This is a genomic window from Anaerorhabdus sp., from assembly GCF_036657415.1.
GTDB lineage: Bacteria > Bacillota_I > Bacilli_A > Erysipelotrichales > Erysipelotrichaceae > Anaerorhabdus.
The window spans coordinates 1-24036 of sequence record NZ_JAVXGL010000004.1 but is presented as its reverse complement, the minus strand read 5'-3'; the positions used below and the strand labels follow the sequence as shown (position 1 = coordinate 24036).

Below are 24036 nucleotides of genomic sequence, written 5' to 3'. Positions count from 1 at the left end.
AACTTCACCATTGTTCCTCATATAAAATAGGATTTAAACTATCTAAAATTGGAAATGAGCGATAAGCCTTATCAAGATTATGTCGACTTAACTCTCCCTCCTCTAATTGTCCACAATAATTTAAAGTTAAATCACAAGGTGCAAAAAGAAGGAAATCGTTTGAATAATAACCTACGTACATACAGTTGCTTTGAGCCATATTCCATGGACCAAGCATTAAATCATTTACTTGATTATTTTGATCAATACATAATACGAAATCGACTTTCTTACATGCAAGGTAACGACCAATTTCTGGTACAAGTACATCATCACCTAGAATAACTGCTAGATTCAAATCTTGATATCTAACTATATTAATAGGATTTCCATCATTGACTTTGTATTGTGTAAACTGAAATTTTTTATTGATATAAAGTTCGATAAAATTAGGTTGAATTAAAATTGAACAACCATCACTTAACTGATTAAATGAAATACCTTCACAATGTTTATCAACGTACTTAATCATGATGGGATACCTTATAAATTGAATAAGCAAGATAACCTGCAAATGTCGCAAAGGCAGCACCTGTTTTAGCTTTTGATGTTTTCGCATCAATTGTTTCGCATGCAAATCCATTGTCTAATTTCATCGTTTCAAAACATGCCATGATTTTTTCATTATATCCATTTGCGAGAAGATGATTGCATAAACTCATAGGCCATATATAAGGAGCATGTTCAGAACCCTGACCAAAGTAAACGTCTTCATAATAATAGTTATTGTTTGTACTGAAGTATTTATTTAATGTATTTTTGTAACGTTCATCATTTTTATCAATGAGGCCATAATATGGAAGTGTGATGAGTGAACCAGGAGGGTTGTCATAGATTTCTACTTCACCCTGATCACCAAGAGCATAGACAAAGATATTGTCTTTCACAAAGTGTTTGAGAATATTTTGTTTTAAGATTTCTGCACGGTCATCATGAATAAACTCAAACATTCTATAGACTAATGTATTATCATGGCATAGGAATTGATTGGTAAGTGGATCATCACTAGGATTTAGCTCCGTTCGATATAAACCTAATGACGGTTCATACCAATCTTCTAATTGTGAAAGAATTTCTTTAACTGTATCTTTATATTCTGGTATTTCTAGAATAGTGTCATCATGAGTCATTTCTATATATTTTTCAGTAGCAATAATAACACTTACTAACTCATCTAATTCAAAGCCAGGATATAAAATATTTCCATTAATGTACAATGCATGATAAGCACTATTTTTTCGATAACGGGTATATCCAAGATTTAATAGTTCTCTGGCTTTTTTTCTGTTCGCCAAAACAATACTTGGGAATGCCCATAAATAAACATCACGTGCCCAAAATGCGCTAGATACATAATAACGTGGACTTCTTGAAGTCATTGCGACTAATTCTTTTGTATCAAGAGTTTCACTTAATGAAAAGTAATAACACATATTAAGGTTTAAATTAACTAATTTTGATAACGATTCATTACTTATATCAAGATGACGTTCATCTAAAACTTTGATGAATTCTTCTTTCAGTTTTTTACTTCCTCTTCTTTGCATATCCATGTTATGAAGAGTCGCACCATCCGCATCAATTCCTATCGTTACAATGCATGTAATGATGTGGGATTCATTTGGACACAATTGAATTTCTTCTTCATAATCATGATTATAACTAATAGCACAAAGTGCACCACCATGACGATACTCAACTACATTTGTATTTGTCCATTTGTTATAGAATCTTGCGATTTCTACATTGAGAGGATATGTTCTAAAAAGTGTGCGTGTAGCTTCAGTTAAATTTTCAATAAATTCATAACTCAGATGAATATCTTTTTTTGCATGAACATTAATTTCGAATACAGCACCTTGATAACCTTCAGGGGCAAATAAACTACATTCAATTTCGCATGATTCATCTTGATACTCAAATGTTGGGATAAAATCATGTGCATAATAATTAAAGTTTAAATTTATTTCTGAATCATTTATACATAAATGATGTTTGAATAAAGGTTGTCCTTTAAATTCAATCAGTGAATTTGTAGACATAAGTAATCCATTTAATGAATATATGTTTGCGTGAGTATCTATATGTGGTAATGCAATCGAATGATTTCCGCAAAGAATAATTTCTTCATCTTCAAGTATTGAAGGAACAGTTAGTATTTTTTTCATGGTCGTTTTACCAATCGCAGTGCATTTTCTCTAAATATTTTTTTAATATCTTCATTTGGAATATTTAAATTTTTACATGCACGATATTGATCCAAGAAGTAACGAATTGCATATCCACGAGGGAACCATTCAGAATCACTTCCATAGATGATTCTATCAGGACCAATAGTACTATAGAATTTTTGAAAGAGTTGTTCGAGAGTATATGATTCCATTGTCCACTTTGTCCATAAATTATTACCAGAAGTATCAACATAAACATTTGGACATGCCCAACATAGTTGGAGTAAATCATTTGTATAACCGCATCCAAAATGAGGAATAATAAAATTAATATTTGGGAATCGTTTTGCAACTTCACCTAATACAAGTGGTGACATATTTGGTCCACTGACTATTCCACTTCCACCACCAAGAATACCAAAATGTACAAGAACAGAAAGTTTGAGTTCATCACATACTGCCCATACTTTATCGAATTGTCGATCATTTAATGGAATATCAACAACTGGTCCAAGAATTTTGTAGCCAACAAGTCCTTGATTACATATAGCATTTCTAAGTTTTAAATCAGCATCCTCATCTTTTATATAGTGATGAGCAAATCCAGCAAATTTATCTGGATGCATTTTGATAACATCACTTAATATTTCATTGGTACCACCTGTCACAAAAAAGACTTTTTCAATTGGATAGCGATTAACTTCTGCAAACCAGCGATGAGCAACTTCTTCGATATTATCACTTGTTTCTTCAGGAGTAGGAAAACACCAGTCTCTTAGCCAAGAGGGTTGTGCATCGTTGAGTGCTTGTAATTCATCCCACTTATTTTGTCCATTCTCTTGGATATAACGATCACGATAGGGTTTTAGCCAATCATCTTGTGTTATTGGAAAGTGTAAATGAAAATCAACAATTTTAAAATCTGGGAATTCAACTTCAATTTCAATTTTACTCATGTTTTAGATCCTCCATTATTTGTTGTAATCTTTTTTCTATTACTTCAAGTGGATTTGTTGTTGCGGATGTGAAGGTCGTTACTTCATCAACAAGGGGATAAATTGCATCAAATCCAGCATTTAACAATTCTTCTTTATTTTCAACACAACCACAAAGTCCAATGATTTTTTTATTATGTTTCTTTGCGAGAGTTAAGACACCATATGGTGCTTTTCCCTGTAATGTTTGTAAGTCCATTTTTCCTTCACCTGTGATAATAAGATCAGCTTTCTTAATTTTATCTTCAAGATGAAGAATATCAGAGATAAGTCCAATACCATGTTTCATCTGGGCATTGAAGCAATTTCTAAATGTGAATCCTAAACCACCAGCTGCACCATCGCCAGGTTCTTCGGTAAATGGAATTGATAGACTTGAACATAATAGCTTTGCTAGCCGTAATAATTGAGAGTCTACAAAATCGATTTCATCTTTTCGTAATCCTTTTTGTGGACCGAAAATGGCGGTTGCACCCTGTGTGCCTGTAAGTGGATTTTTTACGTCACTGGCAATAATGAATTCTGATTCGTGAATTCTGGAGTCAAAGTTAGAAAAATCAATCGCATCAATTTTTTCAAAGTTCATTAATAAAGGATGAATAATTTCATGATTCGAGTAAAAACGTATACCCAAACATTCCAACATACTTAATCCTAAATCATTTGTAGCACTACCACCAAGACCAATAATAAATTTACGGTAACCTTGATTTAACGCATACTGTATGAGTTCACCACAACCTGTTGTTGCCGCTGAAAAGGGATCTAATATTTTAGAAAGGGTAATTCCATTGGCTTGTGCCATTTCGATGATTGCGGTATCTTTATCAAATGCAATCTTGGCTTTCACACGAACTTGATTAACACCACACACATTGATTTCGTGGAATATCGAATCTTGATTTGTTAAACAAGTTAGTGTTCCTTCTCCACCATCTGCAAGAGGTACAACCTCTACTTCTATTTGTGGCGAAATGGAATATAAATTATTAGAAATAATTGTGCCAATTTCATGCGATGATAAAGTGCCTTTGAACGAATCACATGCAATAAGTAATTTCATAAGATACCTCTTCTTACTATTCATTATAAATAAAGAAAAGTAGCGATTCAATGTACGAATCAACTACTTTTAAAGGGTAGAATAGGACGAAACTTTGTTTGTTTTGCCCAATAATTTTGAGATGATGATTATTTTAAGACATGTCATACAATCACATAGATCAAGCCCTGTAACAATTTGAATTTTTTCCAAGCGTTTTATGATTGTATTACGATGTAAAAATAAGCGTTGTGCGACTTTATTCATATTCATATTTTCCTGAATCATGGCTTGTGCAAGTTCAACCATTTTGTTAAACTGTTTTTCGTTTTTAAAATTGATACCCGTTGTTTTCAATAAAAGGTGAACATTATGGGGCTGTATATAACTCAGAATGAAATCAAGACTCAAGTCTTTAACATCAAAGTATTGATGAGTGGATACTGTTTTCATTACTTCTTTTGCCACAGCATAGCTATCATAATAGTCTGTCACATTTGTACAAGAGATTGATTTGATCAATGTAAATTGGAGATGATGATTTTCGGTTATTACTCGATGCATATCTTCAACAATATCGTAGTTTGAAAAAATTACAAAGATTGAAGAGTTTAGATAAAGAGCAACAGATTTTTTTTCTAACATGAAAGAAACAATATCTTGTCTAAGATTTTGAAAAGCAAATGATGTAAATTGTTCAACATCAACTTTTAATAAATAAAGTAGATTATATTGTGCAGGAGCATCAACTTTTATTCTTCCTTCAATTGAGTTTCGAAGAAAAGCTTCGCTGGCTTCTTTAGAAAGTAAAGCCTCACGATTAGCAAGTTGTTCATTCATCATTAATTCTACAAGTTCTTTAATCGTGATTGCGATTAATCTTGCTTCATCAATTTCTCCAGTTATACCTACTACACCGATAATTTGATCATATAGTTTAATAGGGATATTGATGCCTTCTTTACAACCAGGGAAATCATGGATATTTTGTTGATTAATCACTACTTCTTGATTATGTTCAACTGCTTGTTTTGCGCCCATATGTATCATGCTTAAACGCTTTGGCTCGCCACTGGCAATAATGACGCCATCTGTATTCATGATGTTTATATTTTTCCCAAGGATAGAAATGAGACGGTCGACAATTTTCTGAGCATTAATGAGTTCTATCATCATAATAGTATCCTATATTCACATAGATAACTGGAATACATTTCCTTATATTAATATTTTACAAGCCTGATAGAGAGATGGAAAGAATTATTTAAAATAAAAAGGAGCAATGCTCCTTAATACTTATTTTGTAGATAGTGAATCATAGGTTGGTGAGGAATAAGTTTTTTGCCATCACTATATCCTTCTTCACGATCCGCAAGTTCTTTTATTAAGATATTTCGTAATTCAGTAATACGTGTTTGTACCTTTGGATCATGAATAAGATTATGTAATTCTTTTGGGTCATGTTCTAAATCAAAATATTGTTCTTCGTTACGTTGTGTAAACCAAATAAATTTATCTTTTTTGGTAACGATATATTGATTTGCGATATAAGGCGATCCAGTATGTTCACCATGAATATAGGTACGATTGATTTCCTCTTTCGTTAAGATTTTTTTCTTGAATGAAATACCATCTACGTCAAGCGGGATAGGAATATCCGCAAAGTCTAATAGTGTAGGCATTACATCTTTTAGTTCAAATAAATTATCTGAAACGAATGGTGTTGTTTTTGCGAGATCTTTTCCAATATGGAAGATACATGGAATATTGATACTGCCTTGGTAAGGGAGTGTTTTTCTAAATGTGTTGTTGTCAAAGAGTAATTCACCATGATCGCTAATAAAGAGAATAATTGTATTATTGTAGCTTTCATCATTTTCTAAAGCAGTTATTAAACGACCAATTTGATGATCAAGATGAGTAATGCATGCATAGTATCCTGCAAGTGCTTGATGTTTTAATTCTTCATCATTACATCCATCAGCTGAATCCATGATATATCCATTTTTTTCAGTTCGTTCTTTATTTACCCAATCGCCCACTTCTGGCATCTTTAAGTCCTTATTGATGTACATATCAAGGTAGGCTTTTGGTGCATCAAAAGGAGGATGAGGACGTACAAAGCTACTCATTAAGAAGAATGGCTTTGTACGATCTCTAGTTTCTAAGAAACGAATGCTTTCATCAACCACCCAATTAGTTGGGTGATAACGATCTTCATAAGGCCATGGAGCAGTAATCCAAGAATTATTCTCTGCACCACTTTCATTGACATCGGCGCTAGGACCAAGGTGTGATTTCAAGAAATACATATAATCATCACACACATTTTGATGTTGCCAGTAAGGGGTATTATAACGACGATAATGGCCAATATAACCATCGTGGAGTTTTACATTTTGAAATCCACACGATAAACGAGGAGGATGAACATGCATTTTTCCAACACATTGAGTTTGATAGCCCGCATTTGATAATTCTTCTGCAAGCATATGTTCATAATTCCAATCTATACATTCTTCATAACCAACACGTTTTGTTTTACGTTGGCTTTTACCAGTAAACATGATTGCACGTGCAGGAATACAGGTAGGACAAGCAGAATAAGCATTTTCAAATAATTGGCCTTCAGCTGCCAAAGTATCTAGATAAGGGGTTTTCACATCAGGATGATTCAATATTGATAGACAGTCCCCACGAAACTGATCTGACATGAATACAACGATATTCGGTTTATTAGACTTCTTCATAAATTTGACTCACTTTCTGAGCAGATTATAGCATTAGAAAATATAGACAAAATTGACAAAAATGCAAAATTTAGATATAAATATAAAAAAAGTTAACATTTTCCATAAAAAAAGAGGTCAAGATGGCAAGAAAAATGAAAGTTCTAATTGTAGAACGACAAAAACAAATGATTAAATACTTAAAAGATTTTATTCCTTGGGATGAATTAGGGTATGAAATAGTTAGTGTTACACAAGGTCAAGATCGTGCTATGGCCTATTTTGGAGAATATAATCATGATGTTGTAATTACGAATTTAAAATTATCGGATGGAGCAGGAATCAGCTTTATTCAATTTGTAAAAAAGGTACATCCATCAAGTAAAGTCATTGTTATTTCTGATGATGAAAGTTACGCAATTGTACGTGAAGCTTTTCTTGCAGGAGCAGATGATTATTTAATTAGATTACAGTTTAAACCAGTAGAGTTAATTGAAATCTTAAATCGTTTTAAAGGTGATGAAGACGCAACGGTTAATTTGAATTGGAAAATCGAAATGAAAAATCTATTAGGTGGAATTCGCGACCATCAAAATGTAAATAAAGAGATTTTAAGTGAAGCTTTTAAGCACTCTGAGTTGAGCCTTATTAAACAAGACTATCACATGATTTATGTGAGAATGGATAATGTATCATATGTAAATAAAGGATTTCCAATTTATGGATCACCAGGTAATAATCCAATATCAGAGTTTGAAGATATGTTTTTATTGGCTTTGCGTAATCGCCAAAATTTAGAAGAAAATATAAGTGCAATTTGCACTAAATATTTTGGTGGGTTTGAAAATTCGTGTACTCTATTCACAAAAAATCACTCACTGATTGCGCTAATTGAGGAAAAAGATAAAGAAAAGTTTATAGAATCATTCAATATATTCAAAAATGATTTAGAAGAAAAGATTGGGCAAAAATTCTCAATCGTACTTTCAAAAATGAATCGCGGTTGTGATTCTTTCTTGGACGACTACAATTCTCTTTTACAAGTTCATCGTGATAAATTCTATGAGGGTGATGGTGTTTTTCTCGAAGAAGAAGCTAGAAAAAAATATAATGCCGTAGATTTATCAAAAATGAAAAATCATCAAATTATTATCAAATGTTTTAAAAATGATGAGTGTGATAAATTACAATCTTTATTTGAAAATACTGTTAAGTATTTTGAAGAAGAATGCATATCACCTGACGATGCAATGTCTTACTTTGAAACACTTTTTAAACAAATGAAAAGCATTGCTGAATATAATAATTTAGAGGTAACACATTTATTTGATGACTTTATTTTAGGAATTCAACGATGTGAAACATCAACAATGATGACATCCGAACTAGGAAGAATTGCGAGAGTCATAAAGGAAGTAATTGCTCAAACACAATTTAGTAAATCAAAACGCTATGCCCAAACGATTTGTCAGTACATTGATGCAAATATGACGAGTAAAATTTCAATTAATGAATTATCGAATTTATTAGGACTTACAGGCATTCACACAAGCCGTGTCTTTAAAAAAGAAATGAATGAAGATTTATCGAAATATATCGCTCGTAGAAAAATGGAAGCGGCAGCTGTATTATTAGAAATAAGTGATTATCGTATTAAGGAAGTTGCACAAAAAGTAGGATATGAAGATCAATTATATTTTGATAAAGTATTTAAAAAATATTATGGAGTTACACCAAAGGTATATCGTAAATCAAATCAGAAGGTAAATTAAAGGAAGATAAGTTATTTATCTTCCTTTTGTAAAAAATTGAGAATGTCTATGAAATTATTTGCGTGGTAAAGTACTTCAGGGTATTGACTAAAGATGGAGTTGTAATCTTTATAGTGTAATACAATGATTTTCTTGAAACCAGCTTTAATTGCGTTTTTAACACCACTTTCAGAATCTTCAAAGATTAAACAATGATCTTTGTCGGTATGAATGTTTTTTAAAGCGTCATTAAACATTTCTACTTTATCAGCATATGTACCATCATCATAAATAATATCTTCTTTCTTTATCCAATGAGTTAAATTGAATACATCACAAAAGAATTCAATGTTTTCAATGATAGAAGCACTTGCGATTGTAAAGGGAATTTCTTTTTTGACAAACCAATCAAATAATTGAGTAGCACCTTCAACTAATGAAAGTGAAGGCTGTTCATGACAGATATCACGATATATTTTCTCTTTTAATTGCGATAATTCTTGTTTTTGTTCCATCGTATATTTATTTGGAATTAAATTTTCGATAGCTTCAACATTAGGAACGCCATGAAAACCTGAATTCATTTCTTCAATTGTAATAGGTTGATTTCTAATTTCATAAGAGAGACGGTTCCAAGCTTGGTTGTGATAATCGCTATCAAAAAATAGTGTTCCGTTAAAATCAAATATTGCACCAGTAAGTTTCATAAGTCCAACCTTTCTTTTATGATATAACGGTACTAGACAAAAGAGTCAATTGCTATGGAAATTTTTTACATTTCAAAATACAAAGAATTATTTATGGAAAATATAAACATTTCTAGATAAAATGTTATTTATTTCTATTTTATTTTCTTGCAAAGGTCTATTTTGTAGCTAAACTATGAAGTATGAAGCGCTTTCAAATGAGTAAGGAGGGGTAGTTATCATAGGAATTATTGTTGCAAGTCATGGTGAATTTGCAAAAGCAGCAGTAGAAACTGTTGAAATGATTGCAGGTCCTCAAGACAATACAAAAGCAGTTGTTTTACATGAGAGTATGTCATTAGAACAATTTGAAGATTCGATGAAACAAGCAATTCAAGAATTAAAGAAGAATTGTGAGAATATTGTTATTCTTTGTGATATTTATGGCGGTACACCATTTAATGTCACAAGTAAATTGAAACTTACTGGTTATGAGTTCTTAGCATTTACTGGATTTAATTTACCAATTCTTATGGATTTATGTTTTTCAAGAGATTGTTCACTAGACGAAATCAGCGAGAGAATTAAAGAGACACACGCAAATTCATGCACAGAAATAAATCCAATCGTACCAAATGAAGAGTCTGAAATAGACTTATAAAGGAGAAAATATGGGATTAGCATTAGTAAACATTGATGATCGTTTAATTCATGGACAAGTTGCAACTACATGGATAAGAGACTTCAACATTGAATCTGCAATTATTGTTAATGATGCAGTTGCAAATGATCCAGTTCAAAAATCAATTGCAGGACTTGCCGTTCCAGGCATTAAAGTAAGTATTTTTGGAGTTGATCAATTTATTGAGATATTGAAGAAGACGGAGTTAAAAAAGGTAACAATGGTACTTTTTACTAATCCAATGGATGCGTTAAAGCTTAAACAAAATGGATTAGATTTTGCTTATTTGAATGTGAGCGGAATGCGATTTAATGAGAATCGTAAACGTCTACATAAAAATATGTCAGTAACATTAGAAGAAAAAGAAGCTTTTGAAAAACTTATCAATGATGAAAAAATCGAAGTTTATATGCAAACAACGACACGTGATGAAAAAACAAATGTTATTGAGTTACTTAAAAACTATTAAAGGAGAATAGAAGATGAGTGGATTAGTACAATCACTTTTACTAGCAGTATGGGCTGGACTTTGTGCACTTGACCAATTTGGTCCTCACTTAGGTTTTAGAAAACCATTACTTGCTTCAGTAGGAGTAGGGATTATCTTAGGTGATTTACAAACAGCAATTATAATTGGAGCAACGCTTGAATTAATGTGGCTTGGTGTTAACAACATTGGGGCTTATGTTCCACCAGATGTAATTTCAGGAACAATAGTTGGGGCTTCAATTGGTATTTTATCAAATCAAGATTTGGCAACATCCATTGCGACTGCAGTTGCGGTTGCAGTACCAACAGCTTTATTGGTTCAACAAATTAATATGTTAGTTATGACATTAAATATTTCTTTAGTTCATAAAGCGGATAAAGAGGCTGAAAAGGTTAACTATAAAGGAATAGGTCTATTAAACTGGACAGGTGGAGCAATGTTCTTCTTAAGTAGAGCAGTTCCAGTATTTATTGCCGTTTATTTAGGTGCTAATACAATTGATATGATTCTTGCATTCATTCCTGCAAAAATTTTAGCAGGTTTTGGAGTGGCATCTAAAGTTATACCAGCTGTTGGGTTAGCAATGTTATTAACAATGATGTTGAAAAAGAACATGTGGATGTTCTTGATTCTTGGATTTGTATTATCAGCATATTTAGGACTTCCAACATTAGCCATTGCATTAGTTGGTGCAGTAGCTGCAGGAATTTATGATTTAATTCAAAGTAAGAGTGATAATGAATCAAAGATGGAATCAAAGATTGAGGAAGGGGAGTATGATTTATAATGGGAAAGATATCTAAAAAAATATTGAATCGTGTTTTATTGAGAACTCAAATTACTCAATTCGGTCACAACTATGAAAGAATGCAAAGCTTAAGTTTAACTTATGATATGATTCCAATCATTGAAGAATTATATAAAGATCGTCCAAAAGAAGAACAAGTAAATGCATTAAAAAGACATTTAGAATATTTTAATACACATCCAATTGCAATTCCTTTTATTATAGGAGTTACAGCTGCACTTGAAGAAAGTACGGATGAGGATCATAAAGATTCAGTAAGTAATATTAAATCCGGATTAATGGGTCCTTTTGCAGGGCTTGGTGATTCAATGCTTAATTTAACTTGGTTTCCGATTGCTGGTTCAATTGGTGCCTCAATGTGTGTAAATGATGGAAGCATCATTGGCCCAATTGTCATGTTTTTAATGATTAACTTACTTTACTGGCCACTAAAATATTTTGGATTAAAGTATGGATATGAAAAAGGATTAAGTTTGCTTCAAGGAGGAGGCATTTCTAATCTCAAAATATTTGATCGCTTATCAAATTTTGCGAATGTATTAGGAATTGTTGTTGTGGGAGGACTAATACCGACAACAGTTAAAATGACTACTGGATTAACAATAGCCTCAGGAGAAGGAGCGATTGCTCTTCAAGACTCATTAAATATGATTATGCCAGCATTACTACCTGTACTTGCGACAACAGCATGTTATTTCTTGATTAAAAAAGGAAATGGTAAGAATACTGCAATTGTAATTCTAGGTGTTTTAGTTGCTTGTATTGTATTAGCGTATTTTGGAATTTTAGTTTAATTAATAAAAGCAGGTAGAATAATCTTCCCTGCTTTTTCATTTTATGAGAGAATAATAATTAAGGTGATACTATGAAATATTTTTCAATGTTAATAAAACCAGCATCAAGCTCATGTAATTTGAAATGTAAATATTGTTTTTATAATGATGTCGCTGCACATAGAGATATTTATAACTATGGAGTTATGGCAAAACAAACAGTTGCTAATCTAGTTGAAAGAACGGTGGGATATTTTAAAGAAGAGACGCAAATATCATTTGCGTTTCAAGGGGGAGAGCCCACTTGTGCAGGACTAGAATATTTCAAAAAATTTATAAATAAAGTGAATGAATATAAAAAAGAGTATCATCACATTCATTATTCAATTCAAACAAATGCAACATTATTGAATGAAGAATGGATACAATTTTTTAAAGAGAATAACTTTTTAGTGGGTGTATCTTTAGATGGTTTTAAAGAAAATAATGATTACTTTAGAATTGGAAATAATAATGAAGGAACCTATACTAAAATTATGGCAGTGATTCAATTATTAAGAAAATATGGAGTAGAATATAATATACTCACAGTATTAACTTCTGACCTATCTAAATATCCTAAAAAATTATATGAGTTTTATAAAGAAAATGATTTTAAATATATTCAATTAATACCTTGTTTATCAGAATTTGAGAAAGAAAATGAATATGGATTAGAACCAGAAGAATTTAGTAAGTTTTATATTGAATTTTTTGATTTGTGGTTTGAAGAGTTAAAAAATAACACATATCGTAGTGTTGCATTGTTTGATAATATTATTCCACTATTTGTGGGTCGACCACCAATGCAGTGTGGCTATTTAGGATATTGTTCAATGCAATTTGTAATTGAAGCAGATGGTTCAGTTTATCCATGTGATTTCTATGTTCTTGATAAATATAAAATAGGTAATATTAATGAGCATACGATTGTAGAGTTAGTTAAATCTGATATTACAAATTCGTTTATTCATGAACCACGTTCATTTAGCAAACAATGTGATACATGTTCTTATGTTAAAATCTGCCATGGTAATTGTAAGCGAATGATAGGTACCTATTATAATGATGATTTTTGTGGTTTGCGAGAATTCCTTGGTGCTAGAGAAAAAGAAATTATCGCAATTGCAAATGAATTATGAAATTAAATTCGTTTTAATAAAACGAATTTTTTTTGGCACTAACTACAATTCTAATAAGTCTTTTAATTAGTGAGTAGACTAGAAAGAGGCCAAAGTGAAGACAAGTAAAAAACTAATTTGTTTTATTTTAATTACAATGCTTGTGGGATGTGCAAGTAAACCTAAAGAGCCAACACTTCAAAATCAGCAATCAAATGCTACAGCGTTTGAACATCTACAAGAGATTAAATTATCAGGGGGAGAAGATAATGGATATAACATGATTGCGTATCTTCCAAGTGCTGTAGATATGGGTACTTCAAGCTATGCTTTCGGGTATGAAAGTGGTGTAGCAGTGGAAGTAGATGTGAATGGGTATAATTATGATAAAGGTGAATATGCCGATGTTGCAGCAGAAAACTTAAAAGAAGAGATTATAGATTCGTATGGCACTATAGATTCTATCTATGACACTGCAATTACTAAAGATGAAAATAGAGAAACATCTACCTTTGATGGAGTTATCTTAAGAGAAGACTACATGGGTAATGCACAAGCAGTTTATTATTTTGGCTTAGCAAAAGAAATAGATAAAGATAAACGTATCTTAGTGCGAATTGAAATAGAAGATGATCGAACAAATAAATTAACAAATCAAATTATCGAAGAATTAGAAAAGTATTATGAAATAGATATTAACTTTAATCAAGAAGAAGTTAATAAGTACGCTGAAGACTATAATGCGAATCCTCCTGTGACTCGTAAAACTAGTGTTTTGGGATTAACTTTTGAAATACCTAGAAGATATGATATTGATTATAAAACATCAAGTATTGTAAATAATACATATGTATTTGGTCCAGATGGAGATAGCACAACACCAGGACAAGTATTAATGGTTGTAGCAAGTGATATCGGAAATGTTAAGATAACAAAAGAATACCTAAAAATGGCAATTGAAGAAATGTATGATACAGATATTGTGAAGATTACTGAAGCAGATATTGAATTTAATGGTGGCGAAATTATGAAAATATCAATGGGAACAGATTTAATTGTAATTGATGGTTATGTTCTCACAAAAGAAAATAAGTTAATTCTTGTAGCAACCATGTCAATTCTTGATAAGGTATCAGATGAACAAATGGCAATGATTCATCAAGTTATTCAAACGTTAACCATAGAATAGAAGTGTAGTTTAACTACACTTTTTAATTTGTAATGCATATTCATCAATTTGTTAGATATCTTATGCTACTATGAAAATAGAGTACTAGGGTAGGTAGTTATATGATTATGTTTTATACAAGCTTGGCAGCATTCCTTGCGATTGTTGTCGGTGTTGCTTCAGGACTTGGACCGGGTGTTATCATTAAGACACTTTTTGATGCGGCTAATTTTCACTCAATTACAGAAATCAGTTTCTACATCTCAGTTGCTTTTTTACCAATGGTTGGAATACTTTCATATAGAAGGTTTCATAATAATAAGTCACCAGTAGATATATCAAGAATGGCAGTTGCGGCAGTTGGTGCGGTGGCAGGGGCTGTTCTAGGTGAATATCTACTTGAATACGCTGTGCTACATCTTAGTACTATTTTAAAGGGAATACAGGCTAGCTCACTTATCATTATTTTAGTTCTACTATATTTAGATGAACTAAAAATATTAAAAATAAAAGAATCTAAGATAGAAACAAAACCAAAAGTGCTTATTTTAAGCATGTTTTTATCTTTGACTATTGTATTTTTGAGTGTAGGGGGACGAGGTTTGAACTTAGCAGCCTACTTAACGTTCTTTCCTTACGATAAGAATGAAGCACCAGTGTTATCACTTGTGATTATCTTTTTTGCGCAAATTACGAAGATTACAAAGATCTTTGTTACAACAGGATTTGGTCAATTTGATGGGAAAATTGTCATCTTGTTAATTATAGTTTCAACAGTAGGAACATTAATTGGAATTGTATTAAACAACAAAATACCCAAGAAATACAATCATTCTTTGAGTATTGGAATCTTATCGGTCATTCTTGTTTTAGCAATCGTGAATTTAGTTCGATTATTTTAATGCATATTTAGGTTTTTTAGACATTTGTTTCTATGCTATAATGTTACAAGAGTTGAAAGAGAGGTATACAAGATGAATCTGATTGTAGGTGCGTTTCCTTATTTTGTATTGCCATTAATTCTTTCGTTAATTGGAGTACCAATAGCCAAGAAAATAGGTTTAAAATTAGGCATTTATGCAGAAGAAAATCAACGTACAGTCCATCATGGGAAGATTGTTCGAATGGGTGGATTAGCAATTTATATCGCATTTATGATATCTATGGCAGTATTTGTGAAAGCCGATGATACATTGAATGGCATCTTATTAGGTGGATTAGTCGTTTTTATTGGTGGACTTTTGGATGATATCTTTGACTTAAAGCCTATTATTAAGCTTGGATTTCAAATTGCTGCAGCATTAATCGCAATTTTTGTAGGACAAGTTTATTTACCATCATTCACTTTACCCTTTGGAATTATGATTGATAGTATATTTGTAACAGGGTTTATCTCATTTGTATGGATTGTTGGAATTACCAATGCAATTAACTTAATAGATGGTTTAGATGGATTATCGGGTGGAATCTCGTTTATTGTAACATGTACGGTAGGGGTCTTAGGGTTCTTTATGGGACGTAGAGATATTTGTATACTATCACTTATTTTGGCGGGATCTATTTTGGGATTCTTGAAGTATAATTTTCATCCAGCTAGTATTTTCATGGGAGATTGTGGAGCTTTATTTCTTGGCTACATGATTGCGACTATTTCCTTACTAGGATTTAAAACAACAGCGTTTATTACATTGGGATTACCTATTCTTATGTTATTTATCCCTATTTCAGATACGATTATCGCGATAATACGTCGTAAGCTAAAAGGTCAAAAAATATCAGAAGCAGATCGTAGTCATCTTCACCACATACTAATGTACAAGCTTGATTTAGGTCATCGTAATACTGTGCTAATATTATATGCAGTTACATTACTATTTGGTATAAGTGCAGTTGTGAGTTACTTTGATAAAACATTAGGTGCAGTACTGGTTATTATTTTAGTTTTCTGTGCAGAAATATTTATTGAAAAAACAGGAATGATTAATCCAAAGTTTCATCCATTATTAGGATTATGGCGAAGAATTCTTCGAAAAGAGAAGAAAGATATGTATAAGTAAGAGCTTGATTATTGAGCTCTTTTTTATTTAGTAGGGAAAAGAATAAACAATAATTTATCTTTTTTTTAGGAATTTAGAAATTACTGCATATACATATGTAGGAGGTTCTATGAATAAAGAGACAGTAAAACAATTGATTAATGGTATTTCATGTCAAGATATCGAAAATAATGATGCTTGGATTAAATACATAAAAGCGAAAAGAGAGTTTGCGAAAAGTGTAGATGAAAAGAATTATGAAGGGAATTTAATTAGTGAAGCAAATTGGTTATTACGTAATCAAATGACTTCTTGTGAACCATTAGGGTTTGAAATACGACAAGGTGATATTTGTTACATTGATTTTGGACAAGCGTATCTTAATGAAATTGGTTTTCAACACTTTGGACTAATTTTATCTATTAAACAAAAGAAGGCATTTGTAGTACCAATGACATCGAATGAAACACAGTTTAGAACGGCTTATGATGAAATTGATAATCCAACAGGTAAGAAACATCTTATGCGTATAGGCTGTTTGCCAGGTATGGCTAAACCATCGGTTCTATTTTTAAATGATTGTAAGTATATTAATACGGCTCGAATCATTGATGTGAAAGCACATTTGTCGATAACATCACCTTGTTTCAAAGAAATTAAGAAAAGAATTATAAAAACAATTTGCGATAGTGAAAACCTTTAAAGAAGCTTAAAATATGTTAAACTAATACTATGCAAAAGAAGATTTTAAATAAAAAGTGGATAGTAGCTGTTTCAGGAGGGCCAGATTCAATGGCTCTTTTAGACATGTGTAGAGAAAATCGTGTGGATATTATAGTTGCACATGTGAATTATCACAAAAGAAAAACCGCTAATCGAGATGAAAAATGTGTACGAGATTATTGTACGAAATATAAGATTGAGTTAAAAGTTATCCACCCCAAACAAAAAGGAAAAGATAATTTTCAAGCATGGGCTAGAGATGTAAGATATGCGTTCTTTTTTGAATGTTGTGATGAATTTTCAGCAGATGGAATTTTAGTTGCACATCATCAAGATGATTGTATAGAAACATACTTACTTCAAAAACAAAGAAAATCAATTCCAGATACTTATGGAATTGCAGAAAGTTTAGTAATGCAAGGCTATAAACTGGTTCGGCCACTTTTAAAAATGAGCAAGCAAGAATGTATCGATTACTGTAATAGCCATCATGTACAATACCAAATTGATGAATCAAATCTTACTGATGCTTATTCACGAAATAAGATTCGTCATAAAGTTGTAGAAAAGTTAACAAAACAAGAACGTAAAGAAATTCTACAAGAAATTAGAAATCTAAATACGCAAAAGCGCGAACAAACAAAAATAATTGATAAATTTAGTAAATCGTCAATATTGGATTGTACAAAGCTTAAAGAACTGGATGAAGAATTAAGATTATTAATAATTCGGCAATGGTTAAAAAACAATAAACAAGAAGAACATAAAAAATCACGTGATTTTATTCATCAGTTAGACAAGATGATTTGTTCAACAAAAAATTATGAAATTCCATTGCGGAATGCAACTTTATACAAGTCTTATCAAATTTGTGAAATTGTGGGAAATGAGGACAAAGACTACTGTTTTGTACTACAATCTATGCAATGCATAAAAAATTCTTACTTTAAAATTAGCTATAAGGGAGATAGAAAAGATGCAGTATCCGTGACGGAAGAAGATTTTCCGATTACAATTAGAAATGTGAATCCTAAAGATAAAATCAAACTTCGACTCGGAAGCAAGAATATTCATCGTTGGTTTATTGATAGAAAAATACCGTTAAAAGATAGAAAAACTTGGCCAGTAGTCCTAAATTCTAAAAATGAAGTGATTTTAGTGCCTGGAATTGGATGTAATGTCGAACATTACACTATAAAACCTAGCTTTTTTGTGATAAAATACTGAATATCACGGAGGAAATGAGATGCATCAATTAATCAAAAAAATACTAGTTTCTGGAGAAGAAATTACACAACGTTCTAAAGAACTTGGGCAACAAATTACAAAAGACTACGAAGGACAAGAACCACTCTTTGTAGCACTATTAAAAGGGTCTGTACCATTTCTTGCAGAGCTTGTTAAGTATGTTGATTTAGATATAGAATACGATTTTATGGATGTTTCAAGTTATGAGGGTACAGAATCAATTGGCGATATAAAAATATTAAAAGACTTAGATCGCTCAATTAAAGGAATCGATATTATTTTAGTAGAAGATATCGTAGATACTGGAAGAACATTAAGTACAGTAAGAAACATGTTATTGAATAAGGGTGCTAATTCTGTAAAGATAGTAACTTTACTCGACAAACCTTCAAGAAGAGTTGTCGAGATTTCTGCCGATTATACTGGATTTGAAATAGAAAATGAATTCGTTGTAGGATTTGGATTAGATTTTGATCAAAAGTTCCGCAACTTGCCTTATGTAGGTGTTTTAAAAGACGAAGCTTATCAAAATAAATAAAGGAGCGTGTTGAATCGATGAAAAATAACAACCGATTTTTAAATTATTTACCTTATTTGGTTGTGCTCATTGCAATGTTTAGTTTGTTCAATTTGGGGGGCAATCAGTCAGCTACTCAAAAACTAACGTACAATCAGTTAATTAAGGTATTAGAAGAAGAAAAAGTTACGCAAGCAGACTTTAGCATTGGCTACAATGTAGTTACTGTTAAAGGAAAGTACAATGATGGAGTACAAGATGTTGTATTCTCATCAACAATTCCAAATACTGAAGGTCAAACTGATTTAGTATTAGGATTACTTGAAAAAGGTGATGTAGCTGTCATTGATGCTGAACAAAGTAATCTACTTGTAGATACATTGTTATCATTTATTCCTTACCTATTATTAGGAGGGTTTGCAGTTTTCATGCTTACTCGTATGAATGGTGGAGGACAAAACAAAGCATTTGAATTTTCTAAATCGCGTGCACGTTTAGAAGGGAACATTCGTGTTCGTTTCAAAGATGTAGCTGGATGTGATGAAGAAAAAGAAGAAATGGCTGAAATTATTGATTATTTAAAATCACCAAAGAAATTCGCAAAAATGGGAGCACGTATCCCTAAGGGAATATTGATGGTAGGATCACCAGGTACTGGTAAGACATTACTTGCCAAAGCAGTTGCTGGTGAAGCAGATGTTCCATTCTATAGCATTTCTGGTTCTGATTTCGTTGAAATGTTTGTAGGGGTTGGGGCAAGCCGTGTGCGTGATATGTTTAAAAAAGCACAACAAACTGCGCCGTGTATGATTTTTATTGATGAAATTGATGCAGTTGGACGTCAACGTGGAGCAGGATTTGGTGGTGGACACGATGAACGTGAACAAACATTAAACCAATTACTTGTTGAAATGGATGGTATCGGGGAAAATGCTGGAGTTGTAATTATTGCGGCAACTAACCGACCAGATGTTCTCGATCCTGCATTACTTCGTCCAGGTCGTTTTGACCGTCAAATTACTGTTTCTTTACCTGACCGTAAAGGACGTAAGGAAATTCTTGAAGTACATGCTAGAAATAAAAAACTTGGAAATGACATTGATCTTGAAGCTCTTGCAAGACGTACACCAGGATTCAGCGGAGCTGATCTTGAAAACGTATTAAATGAAGCTGCAATCCTTGCAGTTCGTGAAAGCTCAGACGTTATTCATATGGCTCAACTTGATGAAGCGGTTGACCGTGTAATGATGGGACCTGCTAAAAAGAGCCGTAAATATGATGAAAAATCAAAGAAACTTGTTGCTTATCACGAAGCAGGGCATGCAATTATTGGCTTGTTCTTGGATGATGCAACAGTAGTACAAAAAATTACAATTATTCCACGTGGACAAGCAGGTGGATATAACTTGATGACTGAAAAAGAAGAAAAAATGATGCACACAAAGAAAGATTTAATGAGTACCATTACATCTTATATGGGTGGACGTACTTCAGAAGAAATTTTCTTTGATGATATTTCAGCAGGTGCATCAGGTGACATCGCTTCAGCAACACGTATCGCTAAAGATATGGTAACAGTTTATGGAATGAGTGATTTGGGTCCAATTAAATATGATAGTGGTAGTGACAATGTTTTCTTAGGAAGAGATTATAACTCGCCTTCAAATGTATCTGGACAAATCGCATTTGAAATTGACCAAGAAGTTCGTAAAATTATTGATACTTGCCACAAACAAGCACACAAGATTATTACTGAACACCGCGAAGAATTAATTAAAATTGCGGATGCGCTTCTTGAATATGAAACAATCACTGCTGAACAAATTGATCGTGTAATCAAAGGATTACCAATTAATATTGAAAGTTCAAAAACTGATGAATCAGTGGAAGTAGTGGATGCAGAAGTTGTTGAAACTACTGCAGAAGAAAGTAAAAAAGAAGAAAAACCTGTTAAGAAATCAACACGTGGTCGTAAACCAAAAGCGACGCAAGTAGGATTAGACTTAGAATCTACACAACATGTTGAAGAAAGAACAGATATGGAAGAAGATGACCAAGAAGAAGATGTCATCATAAAAACACCAAAAATGTAAAGATAAAGGGGCCGATGCTCCTTTTCTTATGAGCATTTGAAATACGAAAGCAATAGCATATGATATAATCATAGAGATAAAAAGAGGTAATAAAGATGAAAGATAGTTTAGTTAAAGCAATAGCCCTTGATGGCAAAGTAAGAATATACGCAGTAAAGAGTACAGAGTTATGTGAGACAGCACGTCTTCAACATGATTGTTGGCCAACTTCACAAGCAGCATTAGGAAGAATAATGTCAATTGGAACTATTATGGCAGCGATGTTGAAAAATGAAGATGAAAAGATTGTCATTCAAATCAACGGAAATGGACCAATTGGAACATGTATGGTTGAATGTCGATACAATGGTGATGTCAAAGGATTTGTTGGTGACAATGAAATTTATTTGAAATACAATGATTCAAATAAACTAGCAGTAGGTTTAGCAGTGGGTACAGATGGTTATTTAAAGGTTACTAAATACACTGGTCTTAAAAATAATTTTACCGGACAAGTCGCATTACAAAGTGGTGAAATTGGCGATGACTTTGCGTATTACTTTACAGTATCTGAGCAAACACCATCAGCTGTATCTGTGGGTGTTCTTGTAAATACAGATTATAGTTGTAAGGCAGCAGGAGGATTACTAATCCAAATTCTTCCAGATGCTACTGAAGAAGATATCCAAAAAGTTGAAAAAGTAGTTGCGAATTTAAAACCTGTTAGCCAATTAATTGATGAAGGATTGACACCACAAGATATTATAAAATTATGTTTTGAAGATGCGGAAATTCTAGAAGAAAAATCAATACAATGGAACTGTGATTGCAGTAAAGATCGATTTAAAGCAGCACTTTCAACGATTACTTCACAAGATCTTGAAGAAATGATTCACGAAGATCATGGATGTGAAGTAAAGTGTGAGTATTGTAATAAGACATATAAATTTAATGAAGATGATTTAAAACTTATTTTGGAGTTTAAGAAATCATGTGGAAAATAAGAGACATAGAAATTCACAATCCAGTGGTTATTGCACCTATGGCAGGTGTAAGCAATAGTGCATTTAGAGAAATATGTTTTGAGTATGGTGCAGGGTTAGTCTATACAGAAATGATTAGTGATAAAGCATTATGTTTCAAAAGTAAAAAAACATTTGAAATGACACGTTCATTAGATACAGAACATCCACTAGCAATGCAACTTTTCGGACACGATAAGGAAACAATGATTCAAGGTGCAATTTATTTGGATCAACATACTAACTGTGATATCATCGATATCAATATGGGATGCCCGGTTAATAAAATAGTAAAATCCAACGCTGGATCAGCATTGATGCGTGAACCAGAATATGCGATTGAAATGATTGGTGAAATTGTAAAAGCAGTAAAAAAACCAGTTACTGTTAAAATGCGTTCTGGTTGGACAAAAGATACAATCAATTGTGTAGAAATTGCAATGGGACTTGAAAAAGTTGGTGTAAGCGCAATTGCTGTTCATGGTCGAACACGTGGGCAAATGTATGAGGGCGAAGCTGATTGGACATGGGTGAAAAAAGTAAAAGAAGCTGTATCAATACCGGTAATAGGAAATGGTGATATTCGTTCGATAGAAGATGCATATCGTCGTTTGGAAGAAACTGGATGTGATGCAGTTATGATAGGACGCGGAGCAATTGGAAATCCCTTTTTAATTAAACAACTTGTTGCATCATTTAAAGGTGAAAGTGATTTCAACCCGACATTTGAAGAACGAATGGAAATGGGAATTGATCATGCAAAACGATTAAGCAATCTACTCGGTGAAGAAGTTGCGATGAAACAAATGCGTAGCTTAGCGAGTTGGTATATTCAAGGAATGCCCTTTAGTGCGAAAATTAAAAATGAAACGAGTAAACTACGAACATTAGATGATTTGAAGACACTATTTGGTGATTATGCAAAGTTTTTGAAAGAGTGGGAAGATGCTTATGAAGGTAGAGAAACCAAAGATTAACAGCTTAGAAACTGCAGTATTTGATAAATGTATTGATGAACTTGATTTTTATGGGAAATTCATTGAAACAAATCCTACAAAAGACTTATGGGATGATTGTAAAGTAGATAGTTGTCATTTCAAGAAAGTAGATTTTACAAAAAATCACTTTGAGTGTAGTGAGTTTTTAGATGTAATATTTGAAAATTGTGACTTTTCAACAATTGAATTCAATGATGTAAATTTTCATCGTTGCCAATTTATTAATTGTAAGTTTGCAGGAACTAACTTTTATAAATGCATTATTAAAAATGTGGAGATACGAAGCTCCTTATTATGCATGGCTAATTTCTCGAATGGGAAGATGGATAAAATAAAAATTGAAGATTCTAATTTTGAAGAATCACGTTTTTTTCAAATGAATTTAAAAGAGTTTGAAATTTTAAATCTTAATTTTACTAAAGCAGAATTTTTTGAAACATCATTAAAAGATATTGATTTCTCAAAATCAGAAATTGAAGGAATTACATTAGATTTAAATAGCATTAAAGGTATTAAGGTGAACTCAAATCAAGCTATACGTCTTGCGAGTTTATTAGGGATACAAGTAATTGATTAAATCGCTTTGACAATACCTTTAAAAGCCGATATAATCAAAGCGTATATCAACGAAGAAGAGAAGAGTATTTTATATAGAAGCTTAAAGAGAACCCTAGAAGGTGTGAATGGGTAGTGGAAGATAAAAGAATAAAGACTTGGAGTTGAACGTGTATTCGCGTTAAGAATGACTTATAAAGTCACTAAGACAGTACAAGTGATTGTACTGTGAATTAGGGTGGTACCACGATTAACTCTCGTCCCTATTGGATGGAGAGTTTTTATTTTGGAAAGAAGGAGTAAAAATTATGGAACAAAATCTATCAGAACAAGAAGTAATACGTCGTCAAAAGATGGAAGAATTAAAAGAA

At 32.2% G+C, this 24036-nt stretch carries 23 protein-coding genes and 1 other annotated feature; of the genes, 16 read left to right on the top strand and 7 right to left on the bottom strand.

Annotation, left to right across the window (positions count from 1 at the left end; genetic code table 11):
* Positions 1-4 precede the first annotated feature (4 nt).
* The 6 genes from RSB60_RS01160 to RSB60_RS01135 all read right to left on the bottom strand — a co-directional run bounded on the left by RSB60_RS01160 (position 5) and on the right by RSB60_RS01135 (position 6997).
* Entirely contained in the window at positions 5-511 is a 507-nt protein-coding gene (locus tag RSB60_RS01160) for a hypothetical protein (protein ID WP_332614037.1), read from the bottom strand.
* Positions 504-2207, bottom strand: coding sequence for a glycoside hydrolase family 125 protein (locus RSB60_RS01155; RefSeq protein ID WP_332614035.1), 1704 nt, complete (start codon positions 2205-2207; stop codon positions 504-506). Before RSB60_RS01155 ends, RSB60_RS01160 begins: the two co-directional genes overlap by 8 nt.
* Complete coding sequence (locus RSB60_RS01150; protein WP_332614033.1) at positions 2204-3166, bottom strand: amidohydrolase family protein; 963 nt, start codon at positions 3164-3166, stop codon at positions 2204-2206. Before RSB60_RS01150 ends, RSB60_RS01155 begins: the two co-directional genes overlap by 4 nt.
* Entirely contained in the window at positions 3159-4268 is a 1110-nt protein-coding gene (locus RSB60_RS01145; protein WP_332614032.1) for a glycerate kinase, read from the bottom strand. Before RSB60_RS01145 ends, RSB60_RS01150 begins: the two co-directional genes overlap by 8 nt.
* 69 nt (positions 4269-4337) lie before the next feature.
* Positions 4338-5423 (bottom strand): CdaR family transcriptional regulator, encoded by a 1086-nt coding sequence (locus RSB60_RS01140; protein ID WP_332614030.1) that lies wholly within the window; start codon positions 5421-5423, stop codon positions 4338-4340.
* Between the two features lie 113 nt (positions 5424-5536).
* Positions 5537-6997: an arylsulfatase gene (locus RSB60_RS01135; RefSeq protein WP_332614028.1), complete on the bottom strand. Its 1461-nt coding sequence runs from the start codon at positions 6995-6997 to the stop codon at positions 5537-5539.
* A gap of 122 nt (positions 6998-7119) precedes the next feature.
* Between RSB60_RS01135 and RSB60_RS01130 the strand changes: the two genes are divergently transcribed.
* The gene (locus RSB60_RS01130) at positions 7120-8748 is read left to right on the top strand and encodes a response regulator transcription factor (RefSeq protein WP_332614026.1); all 1629 of its coding nucleotides are present in this window, start codon (positions 7120-7122) and stop codon (positions 8746-8748) included.
* A gap of 11 nt (positions 8749-8759) precedes the next feature.
* Here RSB60_RS01130 and RSB60_RS01125 read toward each other — a convergent pair whose 3' ends face one another.
* On the bottom strand, positions 8760-9434 hold the full coding sequence (locus RSB60_RS01125) for an HAD family hydrolase (protein WP_332490608.1): 675 nt from the start codon (positions 9432-9434) through the stop codon (positions 8760-8762).
* A 217-nt stretch (positions 9435-9651) separates the two neighbouring features.
* Between RSB60_RS01125 and RSB60_RS01120 the strand changes: the two genes are divergently transcribed.
* The 15 genes from RSB60_RS01120 (at position 9652) to RSB60_RS01050 (ending at position 23687) form a co-directional block, all read left to right on the top strand.
* Complete coding sequence (locus tag RSB60_RS01120; protein WP_332614106.1) at positions 9652-10074, top strand: PTS sugar transporter subunit IIA; 423 nt, start codon at positions 9652-9654, stop codon at positions 10072-10074.
* Between the two features lie 10 nt (positions 10075-10084).
* The gene (locus tag RSB60_RS01115; protein WP_332490610.1) at positions 10085-10564 is read left to right on the top strand and encodes a PTS system mannose/fructose/N-acetylgalactosamine-transporter subunit IIB; all 480 of its coding nucleotides are present in this window, start codon (positions 10085-10087) and stop codon (positions 10562-10564) included.
* A gap of 13 nt (positions 10565-10577) precedes the next feature.
* Positions 10578-11372 carry a PTS mannose/fructose/sorbose/N-acetylgalactosamine transporter subunit IIC gene (locus RSB60_RS01110; protein WP_323381187.1) on the top strand — a complete coding sequence of 265 codons (795 nt, stop codon included), beginning with the start codon at positions 10578-10580 and terminating at the stop codon, positions 11370-11372.
* A complete protein-coding gene (locus RSB60_RS01105; RefSeq protein WP_323381188.1) occupies positions 11372-12187 on the top strand; it encodes a PTS system mannose/fructose/sorbose family transporter subunit IID in 816 nt (271 codons plus the stop codon). Before RSB60_RS01110 ends, RSB60_RS01105 begins: the two co-directional genes overlap by 1 nt.
* 71 nt (positions 12188-12258) lie before the next feature.
* On the top strand, positions 12259-13347 hold the full coding sequence (locus RSB60_RS01100; protein ID WP_323381189.1) for a radical SAM/SPASM domain-containing protein: 1089 nt from the start codon (positions 12259-12261) through the stop codon (positions 13345-13347).
* A gap of 94 nt (positions 13348-13441) precedes the next feature.
* Positions 13442-14515 (top strand): hypothetical protein, encoded by a 1074-nt coding sequence (locus RSB60_RS01095; RefSeq protein ID WP_332614022.1) that lies wholly within the window; start codon positions 13442-13444, stop codon positions 14513-14515.
* 101 nt (positions 14516-14616) lie between these two features.
* Positions 14617-15396, top strand: a complete 780-nt coding sequence (locus tag RSB60_RS01090) for a TSUP family transporter (protein ID WP_323381191.1) — start codon at positions 14617-14619, stop codon at positions 15394-15396.
* A gap of 72 nt (positions 15397-15468) precedes the next feature.
* Entirely contained in the window at positions 15469-16551 is a 1083-nt protein-coding gene (locus tag RSB60_RS01085; protein WP_323381192.1) for an MraY family glycosyltransferase, read from the top strand.
* A gap of 109 nt (positions 16552-16660) precedes the next feature.
* A complete protein-coding gene (locus RSB60_RS01080; RefSeq protein ID WP_332614020.1) occupies positions 16661-17233 on the top strand; it encodes a hypothetical protein in 573 nt (190 codons plus the stop codon).
* 29 nt (positions 17234-17262) lie between these two features.
* On the top strand, positions 17263-18480 hold the full coding sequence (gene tilS, locus RSB60_RS01075; RefSeq protein WP_332614018.1) for a tRNA lysidine(34) synthetase TilS: 1218 nt from the start codon (positions 17263-17265) through the stop codon (positions 18478-18480).
* A 19-nt stretch (positions 18481-18499) separates the two neighbouring features.
* Positions 18500-19039, top strand: a complete 540-nt coding sequence (hpt, locus tag RSB60_RS01070; RefSeq protein ID WP_323381195.1) for a hypoxanthine phosphoribosyltransferase — start codon at positions 18500-18502, stop codon at positions 19037-19039.
* Between the two features lie 17 nt (positions 19040-19056).
* Positions 19057-21111: an ATP-dependent zinc metalloprotease FtsH gene (ftsH, locus tag RSB60_RS01065; protein ID WP_323381196.1), complete on the top strand. Its 2055-nt coding sequence runs from the start codon at positions 19057-19059 to the stop codon at positions 21109-21111.
* A 95-nt stretch (positions 21112-21206) separates the two neighbouring features.
* Positions 21207-22094, top strand: a complete 888-nt coding sequence (gene hslO / locus RSB60_RS01060) for an Hsp33 family molecular chaperone HslO (RefSeq protein ID WP_323381197.1) — start codon at positions 21207-21209, stop codon at positions 22092-22094.
* A complete protein-coding gene (gene dusB / locus RSB60_RS01055; protein WP_323381198.1) occupies positions 22082-23089 on the top strand; it encodes a tRNA dihydrouridine synthase DusB in 1008 nt (335 codons plus the stop codon). The genes hslO and dusB overlap by 13 nt, the downstream gene beginning before the upstream one ends.
* A complete protein-coding gene (locus tag RSB60_RS01050) occupies positions 23064-23687 on the top strand; it encodes a pentapeptide repeat-containing protein (RefSeq protein WP_323381199.1) in 624 nt (207 codons plus the stop codon). Before dusB ends, RSB60_RS01050 begins: the two co-directional genes overlap by 26 nt.
* A 43-nt stretch (positions 23688-23730) precedes the next feature.
* Positions 23731-23933 (top strand) — a binding site (T-box leader).
* The last annotated feature ends 103 nt before the right edge of the window (positions 23934-24036 follow it).